13 protein-coding genes and 4 pseudogenes are annotated in these 15,471 nt (G+C 68.1%); 8 read left to right on the top strand and 9 right to left on the bottom strand.

Annotated features, from left to right (window positions below; translation table 11 throughout):
• Window positions 1-451 precede the first annotated feature (451 nt).
• From ACFYXB_RS33510 to ACFYXB_RS33500, 3 genes and pseudogenes are all read left to right on the top strand, one after another.
• Window positions 452-517, top strand: a pseudogene (locus ACFYXB_RS33510) (hypothetical protein); the annotation flags it as partial.
• Between the two features lie 40 nt (window positions 518-557).
• Window positions 558-776, top strand: coding sequence for a transposase (locus ACFYXB_RS33505; RefSeq protein WP_389588763.1), 219 nt, complete (start codon window positions 558-560; stop codon window positions 774-776).
• Between the two features lie 227 nt (window positions 777-1,003).
• Window positions 1,004-2,233, top strand: a complete 1,230-nt coding sequence (locus ACFYXB_RS33500) for an IS110 family transposase (protein ID WP_389588829.1) — start codon at window positions 1,004-1,006, stop codon at window positions 2,231-2,233.
• Between the two features lie 348 nt (window positions 2,234-2,581).
• Here the strand turns inward: ACFYXB_RS33500 and ACFYXB_RS33495 are convergent, their stop codons facing one another.
• The 3 genes from ACFYXB_RS33495 to ACFYXB_RS33485 form a co-directional block, all read right to left on the bottom strand.
• Window positions 2,582-2,794, bottom strand: coding sequence for a hypothetical protein (locus tag ACFYXB_RS33495; protein ID WP_389588761.1), 213 nt, complete (start codon window positions 2,792-2,794; stop codon window positions 2,582-2,584).
• A 159-nt stretch (window positions 2,795-2,953) separates the two neighbouring features.
• On the bottom strand, window positions 2,954-3,121 hold the full coding sequence (locus ACFYXB_RS33490; protein WP_389588759.1) for a hypothetical protein: 168 nt from the start codon (window positions 3,119-3,121) through the stop codon (window positions 2,954-2,956).
• A gap of 120 nt (window positions 3,122-3,241) precedes the next feature.
• Window positions 3,242-3,427, bottom strand: coding sequence for a DUF6233 domain-containing protein (locus ACFYXB_RS33485; RefSeq protein ID WP_389588757.1), 186 nt, complete (start codon window positions 3,425-3,427; stop codon window positions 3,242-3,244).
• 232 nt (window positions 3,428-3,659) lie between these two features.
• Between ACFYXB_RS33485 and ACFYXB_RS33480 the strand changes: the two are divergent.
• Window positions 3,660-4,427: pseudogene (locus ACFYXB_RS33480) on the top strand (integrase); the annotation flags it as partial.
• 47 nt (window positions 4,428-4,474) lie between these two features.
• Here the strand turns inward: ACFYXB_RS33480 and ACFYXB_RS33475 are convergent.
• Both ACFYXB_RS33475 and ACFYXB_RS33470 read right to left on the bottom strand, forming a co-directional pair.
• Window positions 4,475-6,268: a nitrite/sulfite reductase gene (locus ACFYXB_RS33475; protein WP_389588755.1), complete on the bottom strand. Its 1,794-nt coding sequence runs from the start codon at window positions 6,266-6,268 to the stop codon at window positions 4,475-4,477.
• Window positions 6,269-6,381: 113 nt separating this feature from the next.
• The gene (locus tag ACFYXB_RS33470; protein WP_389588753.1) at window positions 6,382-7,215 is read right to left on the bottom strand and encodes a sulfurtransferase; all 834 of its coding nucleotides are present in this window, start codon (window positions 7,213-7,215) and stop codon (window positions 6,382-6,384) included.
• A 375-nt stretch (window positions 7,216-7,590) separates the two neighbouring features.
• Between ACFYXB_RS33470 and ACFYXB_RS33465 the strand changes: the two are divergent.
• From ACFYXB_RS33465 to ACFYXB_RS33455, 3 genes and pseudogenes are all read left to right on the top strand, one after another.
• Window positions 7,591-8,233, top strand: a pseudogene (locus tag ACFYXB_RS33465) (integrase); the annotation flags it as partial.
• A 284-nt stretch (window positions 8,234-8,517) separates the two neighbouring features.
• Complete coding sequence (locus ACFYXB_RS33460; protein ID WP_389588751.1) at window positions 8,518-9,957, top strand: DUF2786 domain-containing protein; 1,440 nt, start codon at window positions 8,518-8,520, stop codon at window positions 9,955-9,957.
• Window positions 9,958-10,339: 382 nt separating this feature from the next.
• Window positions 10,340-10,524, top strand: a pseudogene (locus tag ACFYXB_RS33455) (integrase); the annotation flags it as partial.
• A gap of 71 nt (window positions 10,525-10,595) precedes the next feature.
• Here the strand turns inward: ACFYXB_RS33455 and ACFYXB_RS33450 are convergent.
• Both ACFYXB_RS33450 and ACFYXB_RS33445 read right to left on the bottom strand, forming a co-directional pair.
• Window positions 10,596-11,066, bottom strand: coding sequence for a GNAT family N-acetyltransferase (locus ACFYXB_RS33450; protein WP_389588749.1), 471 nt, complete (start codon window positions 11,064-11,066; stop codon window positions 10,596-10,598).
• Window positions 11,067-11,601: 535 nt separating this feature from the next.
• A complete protein-coding gene (locus ACFYXB_RS33445) occupies window positions 11,602-12,558 on the bottom strand; it encodes a superoxide dismutase (protein ID WP_389588747.1) in 957 nt (318 codons plus the stop codon).
• Between the two features lie 540 nt (window positions 12,559-13,098).
• Here ACFYXB_RS33445 and ACFYXB_RS33440 point away from each other — a divergent pair.
• Window positions 13,099-14,283, top strand: a complete 1,185-nt coding sequence (locus ACFYXB_RS33440; protein ID WP_389588827.1) for an integrase core domain-containing protein — start codon at window positions 13,099-13,101, stop codon at window positions 14,281-14,283.
• Here ACFYXB_RS33440 and ACFYXB_RS33435 read toward each other — a convergent pair.
• Together ACFYXB_RS33435 and ACFYXB_RS33430 are read right to left on the bottom strand one after the other, a co-directional pair.
• On the bottom strand, window positions 14,249-14,386 hold the full coding sequence (locus ACFYXB_RS33435; RefSeq protein ID WP_389588745.1) for a hypothetical protein: 138 nt from the start codon (window positions 14,384-14,386) through the stop codon (window positions 14,249-14,251). The genes ACFYXB_RS33440 and ACFYXB_RS33435 overlap by 35 nt on opposite strands.
• Window positions 14,387-14,474: 88 nt before the next feature.
• On the bottom strand, window positions 14,475-15,314 hold the full coding sequence (locus ACFYXB_RS33430) for an aldo/keto reductase (RefSeq protein WP_389588743.1): 840 nt from the start codon (window positions 15,312-15,314) through the stop codon (window positions 14,475-14,477).
• Between the last annotated feature and the right edge of the window lie 157 nt (window positions 15,315-15,471).

Genomic DNA, 15,471 nt, shown 5'->3' with positions numbered 1-15,471 from the left:
CCGCAGGCCGACAACGACCGGCCGACCCGCCCGAACCTGATCACCAACGTCACGACCACCTGTTCCGCCCTGCCGGACAGCAAAGCCCTGGAAACGATCCACCAGGCCCTTCGCCGCCGCCACCTGCTGCCTGCTGCCTGCTGCCTGCTGCCTGCTGCCTGCTGCCTGCTGCCTGCTGCCTGCTGCCTGCTGCCTGCTGCCTGCTGCCTGCTGCCTGCTGCCTGCCCGGCACTACCTCGACTCCGGCTATCCCAGCGCCGACCTGATCGTCTCGTCCGCCAAGGACTACGGCATCGCCCTGGTCACCCCGGTCCTGCTCGACACCTCCCGCCAGGCCAAGGCCCAACAAGGCTTCGCCGCACACGACTTCACCATCGACTGGGAGCGCAAGCGAGCCGTCTGTCCGGGCGGAAAGATCAGCGCCACCTGGAACGACGTCGTCCAGGAGGGCGTGGCCAAGACCGTCGTCGCCTTCACCGCCCTGGACTGCATCCCCTGCCCGGTCAAGGAGCAGTGCACCAGCTCACGAAAGGGCCGCCGGCTCAGCCTCTACCCCCGTGAGCTCACCGCGAGGCATCCGCACCGCCCGCGCCCGGCAACAGGACGGAACCTGGCAGCGCGACTATGCGCTCCGCGCCGGGGCCGAGGGCGCCATCCGCCAGGCCACCCACACCACCGGCCTGCGCCGAACCCGCTACCGCGGCCTTGCCAAGACCCACCTCGACCACACCACCAGCGCCACCGCCCTCAACCTAATGGGGCTCAGCGGGTCGTAGGTGAGACTACGGTCCGTAGCCGTCAGCCGGTGAGCACTACCTCAACCCGAGCCACTGTGAGTTCTGGGATGAGACCGTGCCCCTGCTGGTCGGCCGGGAGGCCAGACTGCTGATGGGATGGCGTGCCCACCGGGCAGTTGGGTGTGAGCACTGGATCCATTAGGGCGCGAGCCGTGCCTTCCGCAGGCTGCGCAAGGATCCTACGAGAGCGAAGGGTTGGGGTGCTGGTGCTGTTCATCGGCGACGACTGGGCCGAAGACCACCACGATGTCGAGCTGCAGGACGGGACGGGCCGCAAGCTGGCCACCACGCAGCTGCTGGAGGGTGTGGAGGGCATCGCGAAGCTGCACGCCCTCATCGCCCGGTACGGCGGCGAGGAACTGGAGCCCGAGCGGGTGGCGGTGGGGATCGAGACCGACCGCGGGCCGTGGGTGCAGGTGCTGATCGCCGCCGGCTACCGGGTCTACGCGATCAACCCACGCCAGGCAGCCCGGTTCAAGGAGCGCTACGGCACTTCCGGGGCCAAGAGCGACAAGGGCGACGCGCATGCGCTGGCGGACATGGTCCGTATCGACCGCGATCAGCTGCGACCGGTGGCCGGGGACAGCGACCAGGCCCAGGCCGTCCGCGTGGTCGCCCGGGCCCATCAGACGCTGATCTGGGAGCGCACCCGCACCTTCCAGCGGCTGCGCAGCACGCTGCGTGAGTACTTCCCCGGCGCGCTGACCGCCTACGCCGCCCTGGAGCTGACCAGCACCGACGCCCTGGAGCTGCTGATCAAGGCACCCACACCCGAGACGGCGGCGAAGCTGACGAAGCAGCAGATCACTGCGGTCCTGGCCCGGCACCGCCGCCGCAACCGGGAGCAGAAGGCCGCCGCGATCCAGGCCGCGCTGTGCGAGCCCCAGCTCGGCATCGCCGCCCCGGTGGCCGCCGCCTACGCTGCGGCGGCGGTCGCGCACGCCAAACTGCTGATCGCCCTGAACGAGCAGATAGACGCCCTGGAAGAGCAGGTGAGCGCCCATTTTCGCGCGCACCCGGACGCTGAGATCTACCTCTCCCTGCCCGGGATGGGTGTGATCACCGGCGCCCGGGTGCTCGCCGAGTTCGGGGACGACCCCACCCGCTACACCTCCGCCAAGGCCCGCAAGAACTACGCCGGCACCAGCCCCATCACCCGCGCCTCCGGCAAGAGCCACACCGTCCAGGCCCGCTACGTCCGCAACGACCGCCTCGCCGACGCCCTCCACAAGCAGGCCTTCTCCGCCCTGAACACCTCGCCGGGCGCCCGCCGCTACTACGACAAGCAGCGGGCCCGCGACATCGGCTACAACCCCGCCCTGCGCCAGCTCGGCAACCGCCTCGTCGGCATCCTCCACGGATGCCTCAAGACCCGCACCCACTACGACGAGGCCACCGCCTGGTCACATCACGCAACCCTCGCCACCGCCGCTTGACACCGCTACGGCATGGGATGTCTCATCCGACTAGCAGCCTGGTGGAACGGCCACCCCCTCGACCGCACCAACCACAGCCACCTCGCCAGACTCCAACTCCGCCTCGCCGCACGACAGTTGGGATTAACCACCAAGATCGGGCAGGCTTGGAGGTCCGTGAGGTCGAAGGCGTCGCAGGCGTGTCGCCGATCGAGTTCACCTCTGCGAACGCACCGCGGCTCGCGCCCAGCCGTGCCCCGAGTGCGGCGGCTCCCTGAACCTCCACGGAGGCGCCGGCGCATCACCCGTCGCCCGCTGCACCAGGTGCGGACGCATCTGGACCGAGCAGAGCGCCGCCGCGTAGCTCCGTCAGCAGAGACACCCGACGTCAATCACTTGGATCACGTTGCCCCGGGCCATGTACTCGACCCAGCACTGATTGCCGAACGCTGCCGCTTTTGCCCCTGGCGGCGGGAACGGGGCCTCGGCCGTGGCGCTAATGATCAGGATGATTTCCTTGCGCGCGTCGTCGGGGACGTCCCACAGCACGTCGGCGGCGCGTTTGATCAATTCCACTCGCATTGCGCACCCCGTGGCAGGAGCAGCGTTGCACGGCACAGTCCCCAGCCCGGATGGGCCTGCCTAACCAGGGTCTCTCGGCTCGTCCGGGGATGTACAGGGGCACAGCGAAGCCCCCGCATACGCTCGTGCGGGGGCTCACGTATACCCAACCGCACAACCTCAGCCGCGCGCCTTCGGAGCCCAGTAGGACGGTCCCCCGCCGCGCCATTCGAGCAGCTCCGGGTCGTCGATCTTCGTATCAGCCTCGGGCAGGCCTGCGAGGTGTAGGAACTCCACCACGTCGAGCAGGTGGTACGCCGTGCCGACGTACTCATCGCGGATCGTCACCCGCCGTCCGCCGTCGGGCTGCGGCGGGTGACGATCACGGGCGCTTGTCCGGACATACTCCCAGTGTGCTCCGGGCCATCCGAATATGGATCGAGCCCCCGCACTCGCTCGTGCGGGGGCTCAGTCGAGGATCCCTAGCTCGGTGTCCGGTCGGCAGAACGCGCACGCCTCCAATTGCGCGTCCGTGAGCGCCGTCCGAGCATCCTGCGCCGAGACGGGATGCGTGTTGTTGCTGGTCATCGTGCAGTCGTCGATGTGGACGCAAGCCCCCTGAGGACCGGTGGGCGTGCGCCGCTGCTCGACCATGAAGCCGGACGACTGACGCTCGCACCTGGCCGGCGCCGGACCAAGCACGGGGCGCAACTCGGGCGGCCGATGGCCTGGAGACTGCGAAGGCCGCGCCGATTCCTGCCGGCCCTCAGCCACCGCGAGGGCGTGGCGTACAGCGTCCCGCTGGAGCCTGTGGGGCTCGTAAAGTCATCGCTGCAGGTAGGGGCCTGCGTGCGGGGCGCTCGGTGGTGGCTGGAATGCTGCGCGGGTGATCATCTCGCTGCTGTACCGGGCCACTCGTGCGCTGCTGGCCGTGCCAGCGGTGCTGCTGCGTCGGGACAGCGCCAACGACGCCGAACTGCTCGTGCTGCGGCACGAGAACGGGGTGCTGCGGCGACAGCTCGATGGTCCGGTCCGTTACGAGCCTATGGACCGGTTCTGGCTGGCCGCGTTGTCGTCGCTGATTCCGCGTCACCACTGGTGCAGCGTCTTCCCGGTCACGCCGGGGACGCTGCTGGCCTGGCACCGAAGGCTGATCGCTGGCAGGTGGGACTACTCTCACCGACGCGGGCGCACCGGCCGCCCGCCCACCGCGGCCGCGCTCAAGAAGCTCGTCCTGCGCCTGGCCCGGGAGAACCCACGGTGGGGGCATCGCAGGATACAGGGCGAGCTGGCCCGGCTCGGGCACCGGATCGCACCGTCCACGGTCTGGGGAATCCTGCACGCGGCCGACATCGACCCGGCGCCGCGCCGTACCGGTCCGAGTTGGCGCGACTTCCTCACTGCGCAGGCTGAGGGGATCATCGCGGCGGACTTCTTCCACGTTGACACAGTGACCGGCAGGCGCTTGTACGCGCTGGCGTTCCTTGAGCACGGCACCCGCAGGCTCCACATCACCGGCGTCACCGCCCATCCCACCGTGCAGTGGGCGACTCAGCAGGCCCGCAATCTCGCCGCCGACCTCGGCAGCCGCGTCGAGGCTCTGCACTTCGTGCTCCGTGACCGCGATAGCAAGTACACCGAGTCGTATGACTCCACGATGATGGGGCCGAGCTGAGATTTCCCGCACGGCCGGTTCTCGGCCTAGCGCAGGTCGCTCTCGTCTGCGCGAGCGACCCAGTCGGCGAACTGCTCCCCGTCCTTGCGGTTGCTGTCGAAGCGCCGCACGACGCGTTCGATGTAGTCGGGGAGTTCGTCGGCCGTGACCTTGTGGCCGCGGAGCTTGCGGCCGAGTCGGGCGTCCATGCCCACGGCGCCCCCGAGGTGTACCTGGAATCCCTCTACCTGGCGCCCTTGCGAGTTGAGGACCAGCTGTCCCTTGAGGCCGATGTCGGCGATCTGAATCCGGGCGCAGCTGTTGGGGCAGCCGTTCACGTTGATGGTGAGGAGCTGTTCGAAGGACGGCAGTCGTCGTTCGAGCTCATCGATGAGGGCCGCTGCCCTCGCCTTGGTCTCCACGATCGCCAGCTTGCAGAACTCGATACCGGTGCAGGCCATGGTGTTACGACGGAACGTTGAGGGCCGCACTTGCAGGCCGAGCGCTTCGACGCCGTCCACGAGGCTTTCAACCTCGGCTTCGGGCACGTCAAGCAGCAGGATCTTCTGATGTGGAGTCGTACGTATGCGCCGTGATCCATGAGCCTCAGCCAGGTCGGCCAGGGCGACAAAGGTGCTCCCCCGGGGCCGACCGACCACCGGGGCAGCGCCGATGTAGTAGCGGCCATCCTGTTGGCGGTGAATGCCCACGTGGTCACGATTCCCAGTGGGCGCGGGTGGTGCCGGTCCATCGGTCAGGGTGCGCTGAAGGTACTCCTGCTCCAGGACCTCGCGGAACTTTTCGATCCCCCAGTCCGCGATGAGGAACTTCATCCGTGCCCGGTTGCGCAGGCGGCGGTATCCATAGTCGCGGAAAAGTGAGACGACGCCGGCCCAGATCTCCGGGACTTCCTCCAGGGTGGCGAAGACGCCAAGGCGCTGGGCCAGCATCGGGTTCGTCGAGAGCCCTCCACCCACCCATACGTCGAATCCGGGACCCAGTTCGGGGTGAAGCACACCGATGAAGGACACGTCGTTGATCTCGTGGGCGACGTCCTGCAGAGGCGAGCCGCTGATCGCCGTCTTGAACTTACGGGGCAGATTGGAGAATGCAGGATCACCGATCCAGCGCCGGTGGATCTCCTCGATCGCCGGTGTGCCGTCAATAATCTCCTCGGCGGAGACGCCGGCGACCGGACTGCCCAGGAACACCCGGGTGGTGTCCCCGCAGGCCTGCGCGGTGGTCAGTCCCACCGACTCCAAGCGCCGCCAGATCTCCGGGACGTCCTCGATGCGGACCCAGTGCAGCTGAATGTTCTGCCGATCGGTGATGTCAGCGGTGTTGCGGGCATAGTCACGGGAGACCTCGCCGATCGTGCGCAGCTGCTCCGTGGTGAGCTGCCCGCCGTCGACGCGGATGCGCAGCATGAAGAACTCATCATTCAGCTCGTGCGGTTCCAGGCTCCCGGTCTTACCGCCGTCGATACCCGGCCGTCGCTGCGTGTAAAGCCCCCACCAGCGCATCCGGCCGCCAAGATCGACCGGGTCGATGCTGGCGAATCCCCCTGCGGCGTAGACGGACTCGATGCGGGAGCGGACATTGAGGCCGTCGTCGTCGAGCTTGAACTGCTCGTTCGCGTTGAGCGGGGTCTTCTCCCCCAGAGCCCACTGTCCTTCGGACCGCTGACGCGTGTCGGTCCGTCCCGCCGGGGTCCTTGCCGGCTCTTCCTGGCATGTACACGAAGAGTGCCCACGGCACGAGCGAACGGGAGCCAGGTCCAGGGTGCGGGCGGTCGACGGTGTCAGTAGATCTGCTGGCAGAGGCGACTGCTGGTTGGCCATGTGTACTACTCCTTGGGATCTCGGCCCGGAGCACCGTCTTGGGGCATCGGTGGCGGAAGCAGGAAGCGAGGGGCGTCGGTCCCTGCTTCCGCCACCGGAATCGGGATGGGGTGTCAGACGGCGTGGGGCAGGGTGATGGGGACACCGACCAGGGATCCGTACTCCGCCCAGGAGCCGTCATAGTTCTTCACACGGTCATAGCCGAGGAGTTCGTGCAGCACGAACCACGTATGCGCACTGCGCTCACCGATACGGCAGTACACAATGGTGTCCCGGCCCGCATCGACGTCCGCATACAACGCGGCAAGCTCCTCATCGGACTTGAACGTGCCGTCGTCATTGGCCGCCTTCGACCACGGGACATTCACCGCCGTGGGAATGTGCCCCCGCTGCATGGCCGCCTCCTGCAACAGATGCGCCGGCGCGCTCAACGCACCGGAGAACTCCTCCGGTGACCGCACATCCACCAGATTGCGGGTGCCGATCGACGCCAGCACCTCATCACGCAGAGCACGCAGAGAGTCATCCGCCGACGCCGCCACATACCGGGTCGCCGGACGATCCGGCACCTCAGTGACCAGCGGGCGGCCATCCAGCTCCCACTTCTTACGGCCACCGTCCAGCAGCCTCACATCCTGGTGGCCGTAGACCTTGAAGTACCAATAGGCAAACGCGGCGAACCAGTTGTTGTTACCGCCATACAGCACGACGGTGTCGTCGTTGGCAATGCCCTTCCCCGACAGCAGCGCCTCGAAGCCGACCCCGTCGACAAAGTCACGACGGACAGGATCCTGCAGCTCACTGCGCCAGTCGATACGCACCGCACCGGCAACGTGATTGACATCGTAGGCAGCGGTGTCCTCGTCCACCTCCACCACGACAACGCCGGGATCGTCCAGGTGCGCTTCCACCCAGTCAGCGTCGACAAGAACCTGCGTACGGCTCATAGTGAACAATCCCTTCAAAGGCTCGCGGCCGGGCGCGGCAATGTTGAGTCAGCGGCAGCGACATCGTGCAGGGCACGGTCCTGCGCCGTGGGCCGGGGTGCCGATCGCCTGGGGCTTGTACGTGAGGTGCGGATGCGACGCTGTACAGCCGCATCCCCTGAGGAAACCCGGCTGTCGACGTCACGTTCATGTCTCGATTGAACCCCGTATATTTCCCCTCAGGCAAAAAGATTGCCTGATAGGCAAATATGGGTGCTCGACGGGCTCGTACCGCTCCATAATGTGCGGGTGCCGAAAACCCCATCCATGGCCTGTGAGCTGCAGGTTCTCGGGAACGGCCGTCATCAGCGAACAGGCGTGTCAGGCTGATCGACCGTGCTGCTGCGACTGCCCTACCTCGCCGTGTCGAGCGTGTTCTCCCTCATACGGTTGCTGCCGATGAGCGACGTTGACAAGGACATCGAGATATTGACGTTGCAGCACCAGCTGGCCGTCCTGCAGCGGCAGATCGACAGGTCACGCGTCTCCTCGGCGGATCGCGCTTTCCTGGCCGCGCTCCTCCACCGGCTCCCGAGGCCCAAGCTGCGGCAGCTGCACCTGATCGTCTCCCCGGACACGGTTCTGAGGTGGCACCGGGACCTCATGCGCCGCCGCCACGCCGACGCCTCCCGCCACAGGCGGGTCGGCCGTCAACCGACCCTCCCCCAGCCTTCGGCCGGGAGGTGCCCCCAGCAGCATCCGGGCTCTCGTCCTGCGACTGGCCCGCGAGAACAGTGGGTGGGGCTACAGAAGGATCCACGGCGAACTCTCGGTCCTCGGTGTCAAGGTCGCACCCTCCAGCGTGTGGGAGATCCTGAAGCAGCACGGGATCGAGCCGGCGCCCGAACGTGACCGTCAGACCTGGGCCGCGTTCCTGCGCAGCCAGGCCCACGCGATCCTGGCCTGCGACTTCTTCACCGCCACCACCTTGAACGGCGCGACGCTGTATGGCTTCGCGGTCATCGAGCATGCCAACCGGCCGGAACGGCCATGCCCTCTGCTCACGTTCGGCGTCGCCGGTCGGCTTGAATGAACGCTGTGGGTTTCAGCGAGGATGACCTGCGGGCAGCGGCCGGGCCCCGTTCCCGGAACCGAACCGTCAGGCGTGTACCTGGCGGCAGCCTCAGACAGGACGGGTTACCTGGAGTCTCTCGCGGCTCTGTGACAGAGAAGGCCGTGCCCGGGCCGCCGGCGGTCGTCGTGGTGCGCCCGCCTGCCAGACTGGAGGGACCACACGGCGCGGGCAGGAAGGTGACAGCACCGATGGGCAAGCGCAACCAGGAACGGCGCAAGGCAAAGCAGAAGCAGCGCCGCCAGCAGGCACAGGGGCAGGAGCGGCGGCAGTCGACGCGCTCCGGGGCGGCCTTCGGATTCGGCGGCACCTTCAACGGCGGTGCGCAGGACGGGCCGTTCGCATTTGTGCCGCCGCCGCGCGCGCCCTCACTCGCCGATGAGCTGGAGCGGGCGGTCCACGAGCTGATCGAGGTGCCCGAGGAACACGCCGAGCGGGAGATCGCCGCCGCCGCGTCCTGGCTAGCCTCCTCCGAGCGGCGCAGGCCGGCTCTCAGCCGGGCCGTGCTCGCGATGACCGACCGGCTCTTCGGTGCGCTGTGGCGCGCCGGCTGGCAGCCGGCTGACGTCGTACGGGCCGTACGCAAGGAGCTGAAGCCCCGTCATGGCCGCCTTGCGGTGGACCTGATCGCCGCCGAGGCGCGGCGGTACGCGGCCCGGGGGCTTGACCACCGTTGGGCGGCGCAGCTGAACGAGCTCGAGGCGCGCGTGTGGTGGGAGTCCGACGAACAGTGGCTGCCCGGCGCGGCCCTTCGTGAGAAGGCGGACCATCTCCGTGTCGCGCGCTGCCTGATGGAGCTGCTTCGGCTGCTGTCCTGGCTGCCTGCTCTCGAGCTTCTGTGCCCGCCGCCGAACGCCTCCTCGACCGCTGCGGCGGCCCGGCCCGCGTCTCCTGAGGCGGCGCGGATGCTGGGACGTATCCGCGCCCTTCTGACGAAGGCCGAGTCGACCGAGTTCCCCGAGGAGGCCGAGGCGCTCACCGCCAAGGCCCAGCAGCTGATGTCCGAGCACAGCATCAGCGAGGCCCTGTTGGCCGCGCGCGGCGGACGCCGGGACACCCCGGCCGGTATCCGGGTGGGGGTGGAGAACCCGTACGAACAGCCCAAGGCGATCCTGCTCGAGGTGGTGGCCCAAGCCAATCGCTGCCGCTCGGTGTGGTCGAAGAACCTCGGCTTCGCCACGGTCATCGGCTTCGAGGCGGACCTGGACTCGGTGGAGCTGCTGTACACCTCGCTGCTGGTCCAGGTGGCCGCGGCCCTCCAGGCCGAGGGCGGACGCACGCATGTGGGCGGTGGCAGTCGTACCCGGTCCTTCCGTCAGTCGTTTTTGACCTCGTACGCGACCAGGATCGGCGAGCGGCTCACCGAGGCGACCGCACAGGCCACTGACGCGGCGGTGGCCGCGTCGGGTGTCCCGGGAGCGTCGGCGCGGGCGGGTGCGGGTGCGCCCGGGGTGCTGCCCGTCCTCGCCGCCCGCCACCGGGCGGTCGAGGAGGAGACCGAACGGATCTTCCCTCAGATCTCCTACTCCCGGTCCTCGGGCATCAGCGACTGGGAAGGCTGGACGAGCGGTCGCGCGGCAGCCGACCGCGCGAGCCTCGGCACCGACAGCGGGGCCTTGCCCTCCCGCTGACCAAAACCCTGCGCCATGCACTGCCGGGTTCGGCGGCGCGCCCACGCGGACCACCCCCGCCTCGCCCTTTGTGCCGCGTGTACGCTCGTCATCCCGCCGCCCGTGCGGACGAGGCTCTCGACTCCCCGGCGCTCCACCCCTGGTCAGCGCCGTGGGCGGCCCCTCCGACGCCCAGGTCTCTGCGCGACGGCCCGGTCGGGCACCCCTGATATGCAGGCTGCCGGGGTGCTCAGTCGCCGTCCGCTTCGAGGCTCTCGTAGCTCTGGAACCAGTGGACGTCGAAGTAACGGGCCATCGAGAAGGGGTGGTGCGGGTCGGTGAGCATGCGGTGGATGAACTCGGCGGTCGAGCCGTCGAATCGCTGCCATGAGTCGGGGATCCCTGGGCCGAGTTCCTGCGCGGCCAGGCCGAGGCCCTGCTCGCCTGCGACCTCTTCGAAGCCCGCACCCTGACCGGCGCGCGCCTGTACGTCTTCGCGTCATCGAGCACGCCGCCCGGCGCGTCCGAATCCTCGGCGCCACCGCGCACCCCACCGCGGCGTGGATCGTGCAGCTCGGACGCAAACTTCCAGGTGCCCACCAGCTTCTTCGTCATGTGACCACCGGAGGTCAAAACAGTCCGCGGCTTCCCGCATGAGCTCACCGAGCGGGGAAGGTGAGCCGCAGAACGATCTCGCCGTCGTCGATCTCCCCGGTGGGCTCGAACCCGAACTTCTGGTAGAAGGGCCACGGTTCGCCGTCGCCGGGCTCGTAGCTGGTCAGCAGCTCGGTGACGCCATCCGCGCGAACCAGGGCGGCGATCTGCGTGAGCGCCTCTCGGCCGATCCCTCGCCTCTGGTACCGCTTGTCGACCAGAAAGCGCCAGAGGAAGTGCCGCCCTTTGAAAGGACCACCCGGCGGTTTCCACGACAGCATCACGAAGCCGACTGGCTCGTCGCCACGGTACACGGCGCGGTACCAGGGATTGGCCTCCGGCGTCTTTGCCGCCTCCTTGAGCGACTTGGACACGGAGGCGACGAACTGCTTCTGGTCACGTCGGACGCGGAGGGCACGAACGGCATCCCGGTTGTCGTCGGTGATCTCCCGTAGGTGCACGCCTGGGGGCCTCATGCCACACCCCTTCCTACATCCGGCAACTGCGCCATCGGGGCCGACGTGAAGAGCCGCCACCGGGCGGCATTCCCTTGTGCGTACGCGTTATCAAGAACGCCAGGTTGGACGTCTTCGCAGCGTATTCGACACAGGCGATCTGGAGCGGGACTGGCACGCCGGGCTGTGACCGCGTCCGAGGCAGCTCCTGTGACCGTAACCAGGTCAGTCGGCGACCGGTCCGCCGAGCCGCGTGTTGGGATCGCCGTCCGAGCGTGAGGTCACCTGGGTCGTCGGGCGGGGCTCAACGGGGTCAAGGCGACGCCTCCAGGGTGCTCACCGAGTTGATCAAGCTGGAGTCCACGGGCGACCGGCTGGTCCCAGAGGCCGACCCGGACGTGCGGAAGCCGTCGGCGTGCGCTCGACCAGCCGGTCGTGGAGGGTACGAGTGGACCATGACGCGCCAGCCGACTGCGAGCCCTGACCGCTGTTGAGGACGATGCTGCACGACGAGTTCGAGCTGGAGCCGGATGAGGGCGCCCTTCCCCTGGCAGCCCTACAAAGGCACGCTGACGATGGTCGACGATGTCGTCGGGTCCGACCAGTCCGCGTCGAACCGGGCGTTGACGACGTAGAGGCGGCCGTTGTGGACGGCCGCGGTGGTGGGCTCGTCGAAGCGGGCGTCGGTGATGCGCTTGACGAAAGTCCCGCGAGTGCCGTCGTCATTGAGCCTGAACACATCAATGGCGTATGCCCAGTTGCGTACGACGTACAGAGTGCGGCCATGGAGGACCAGGCCGTCGCCATTGCTGACCGCCCCGCCGTCAAGGGCGGTCCCGGTGGCCTGCCCGGTGCGCGGGTCGACACGGTACAGAATGGACACGTTGTCGTTCACGACCAGCAACGCCCTGCGGTCCGGCGTCAGGGCGATGCCATTGGCGCCCCAGTACTCTCCGCCGGGCGGCGTGGACGCCCAGGCGCCGCCGAGCGGCAGCCTGCGCAGAGGGGAGGTGCTCGGCAGGGGCGTGTGCAGCGGCAGGTGGTACAGGACATCGTTGAACGAGTCGGTGAACCATGCTCCGCCACAGCCCACCACGACGTCGTTCACGAACGTGGTGCCGGTTTCCGCCCGCCAGGATGCCAGCAGACGCCCGTCGCGCCGGTCGACTACGCGGACCTCGCCGCTGTCGCCTCCGGCGATGAGCAGTCTGCCGTACGGATCGACCTTGAGACCGACTGACATCGGCCCCTGTCCCTCCCTGATGATCCGCCCACGTCCCGTGGCCAGTTCGGTCCCGTAGACCGAGCCGTCGATCAGCGAGCCCGTGTAGGCCACGGCCCGGGGACCGATGGTGATCCCCTCGGGCTGGAAGCCCGGCGGAGTGGCGATCGTGTCAGGCCAGGATACGACGGTGGCAGCCTGCGCGACGGAATCAAACGGCCCCGCCAGGGCTGCGCCGCCGAGCGCCGCAACGGTGCCGATGAGATGACGTCGAGTCAGTAAGCGTGCCACAGTGCGGGTCCTTCCAACGGTGGAACAGCCGTGGCTCTCGGCTGACGCTGCCACCTCAGCACACCCCCCGGGCTATGGCAGCACCGCATTCCCACCATTCACAAGGGAATGATGAAGCTCCTCTTCAGGCTCCATCGGTCCCTGACTGCTCTTCGCGGTCCAGTGCGCGATCGCCCCCGATCGACGGCCGGTCGGCGTCAGGCAGCGGCGGCCCGGCGAAGTTCGATCCGCACGGGCAGATCGTCAAGGACGTCAGGTTGACCGGCGATCTGGAGCCTGCCCACATCAAGCAACTGCTGGCAGTGGCCGGGCGCTGTCCTGTGCACCGTCTCCTGACCGGGGAGGTCTCGGTCGTTACCATGCCGACCGTCCTGGCGAGGCTCCCCCGCCCGGGAGCCAGGCCCTGCCGCGATAACGCGACCCCGCGCGGTCCGGTCCACCGTCCCCTGCGGGTGCCGAAGTCCCCATCCATGGTCTGTGGCCTGCAGATTGTCGCGAACGGCCAGTGATCGCCGGATGGGCGTGTCAGGTTGGTGGATCGTGCTGTTGCGACTGCCCTACCTCGCCGTGTCGAGGGTGTTCGCCTTCATACGGCTGCTGCCGATGAGCGATGTGGACAAGGACATCGAGATATTGACGCTGCGCCACCAGTTAGCTGTCCTACAGAGGCAGATCGACAGGCCGCGCGTCACCCCGGCGGACCGCGCTTTCCTGGCCGCGCTCCTCCACCGGCTCCCCAGGCCGAAGCTGCGGCAGTTGCATCTGATCGTCTCGCCGGAGACGGTCTTGAGGTGTCACCGTGACCTCATGCGCCGTCGCCACGGGGTTGCCTCTCGTCGCAGGCGGTCTGGCAGGCCGCCGACCCGTCACTCTATCCAGGTCCTTGTCCTGCGCTTGGCCCGCGAGAACAACTCCTGTGGGTATCGGCGCATCCACGGGGCACTCGCCGTGCTCGGCATCAAGGTGGCACCCTCCACGGTCTGGGAGATCCTGCGAGCTCACGGGATCGAGCCGGCGCCCGAACGTGACCGTCAGGCCTGGGCCGCGTTCTTACGCGGCCAGGCGCACGCGATTCTGGCCTGCGACTTCTTCACCGTCACTCCCCTGAACGGCGCGACTCTTTATGTCTTCGCCGTCATCGAGCACGCCAACCGCCGCATCCGCATCCTCGGCGCGACCGCCCACCCCACCGCGGACTGGGTCACCCAGGCCGCAAGGAACTTGGTCATGGACCTCCAGGATGCCAGCGTCACCGTCCGATACCTGATCAGGGACCGCGACAGCAAGTTCACCCGCGCGTTCGATGCCGTCTTTGAGGCTGAGGGCATCGAGGTCGTCACCACCGGCATCCGCGTGCCCCGCATGAACTCGATCATGGAGCGCTGGGTGCAGACCTGCCGCCACGAGCTCCTCGACCGCACCTTGATCTGGGACCAGGCCCACCTGCTCCACACGCTCGGCGAGTTCGAGTCGACCTACAAGCAGCATCGGCCTCACCGCACCCTGCACAGCGCGGCACCCATGCGGCCGCTCCCCGAACCGATCACCGAACCGGACCGATTCGACCTCAACAAGCGGATAGCAGAAGCGATCAAAGCGAGAACTCCGGGCCTGCTCGACGTCCACGGCGTCGGCCCGGACACCGCAGCAGGCGGTTCGTTGTCCCGGGTGGCTATGGCGGTGCGGGGCATCAGCCGGCCTCCTGGTTGTTGCCGCCGTCGATGACGGTGAACAGACGGTCGTAGGAGCCGAGCTCGCGCTGTTCGACCTCGACCAGCGGAGCAGAGCCGGCCGCGGCGGCCTGCCGACGGTGTACTTCCTGGCACATTACAACGCCGGTGGCGGCGTGTTCGGGGTCTGTGATGGTCTGGTGGCGGCCCCAGCAGCGCGCGTGCTGGGCGACGATCTTGCCCGGCCTATGCCGGTTCAGCCAGCCGGTCGAGGTGGTCCAGGTGAGCCGATGTCAGGTGGAGGTCTGCCGCGGCGAGGTTCTCCTCCAGGTGGTCGATCCGGGCTGTGCCCGGGATCGGGAGGATGACGGGCGAATGATCGAGGAGCCACGCGAGCGAGACCTGCGCAGGGGTGGCGTCAAGTTCGGCCGCTACGGCGGCGATCTCAGCCGTCGCGCCTGACGCCGCTCCGGCGACCGGCCGCCATGGCAGGAACGCGATCCCCGCCGCCTCGCAGGCCGCGAGCACGGGCTCGTGCTCACGGTCGAGCAGGCTGTAGCGGTTCTGTACGCTCGCGACGTCGATGATCTCCCGCGCCTGGTCGAGTTCGGCGACGGTGACCTCAGACAGCCCAATCTGGCCGACCTTGCCCTCTGTCTGGAGCTCCCACAGTGCCCCGAGCTGGCCGGCGAGGGGCACCTCAGGATCGATGCGGTGCAGCTGAAGCAGCTCGATCCGCTCGACACGAAGCCGACGGAGGGCGTGTTCGACCTGACCGCGGAGGGCATCCGGCCGCCCGTCGAGCCTCCACTCGTCTGAGAGAACCGATCGCGCGATGCCGACCTTGGTAGTGATGAGCAGCCCGTCCGCGTAGGGGTACAGGGCCTCGGCGAGGAGTTCCTCGTTGGCTCCCCAGCCGTACATGTGAGCGGTGTCGATCAGAGTGGTACCCAGCTCGACGGCCCGCCGGGCGACCTGGAGGGAGGTCTCGCGGGCAGGGCCCGGCTCGGTCGGCAGGCGCATGGCTCCGAATCCGAGCCTCCGTACGCTCAGGTCCCCGCCGATGCGAAACGTAGTCGATCTCATTTATGGTCTCCGCCCCCTCGCTCAAGGGGTAACGCTAACAACGCGGTTGGCCTCGGCGTGGAGCAGGTCACTCAAACTCGGTGAGTCAGCAGTCCAATTGAGCAGCAGAGTCGCAGGGCAGGGACCCGGCGAGCATCCCCAGCGCCCATCAGCTGAA

This window comes from Streptomyces sp. NPDC002619 (assembly GCF_042889305.1).
In the GTDB taxonomy this organism is placed as follows: domain Bacteria; phylum Actinomycetota; class Actinomycetes; order Streptomycetales; family Streptomycetaceae; genus Streptomyces.
Note: the sequence above shows the minus strand (reverse complement) of the source record. Positions and strands in the feature narration are given on the sequence as shown.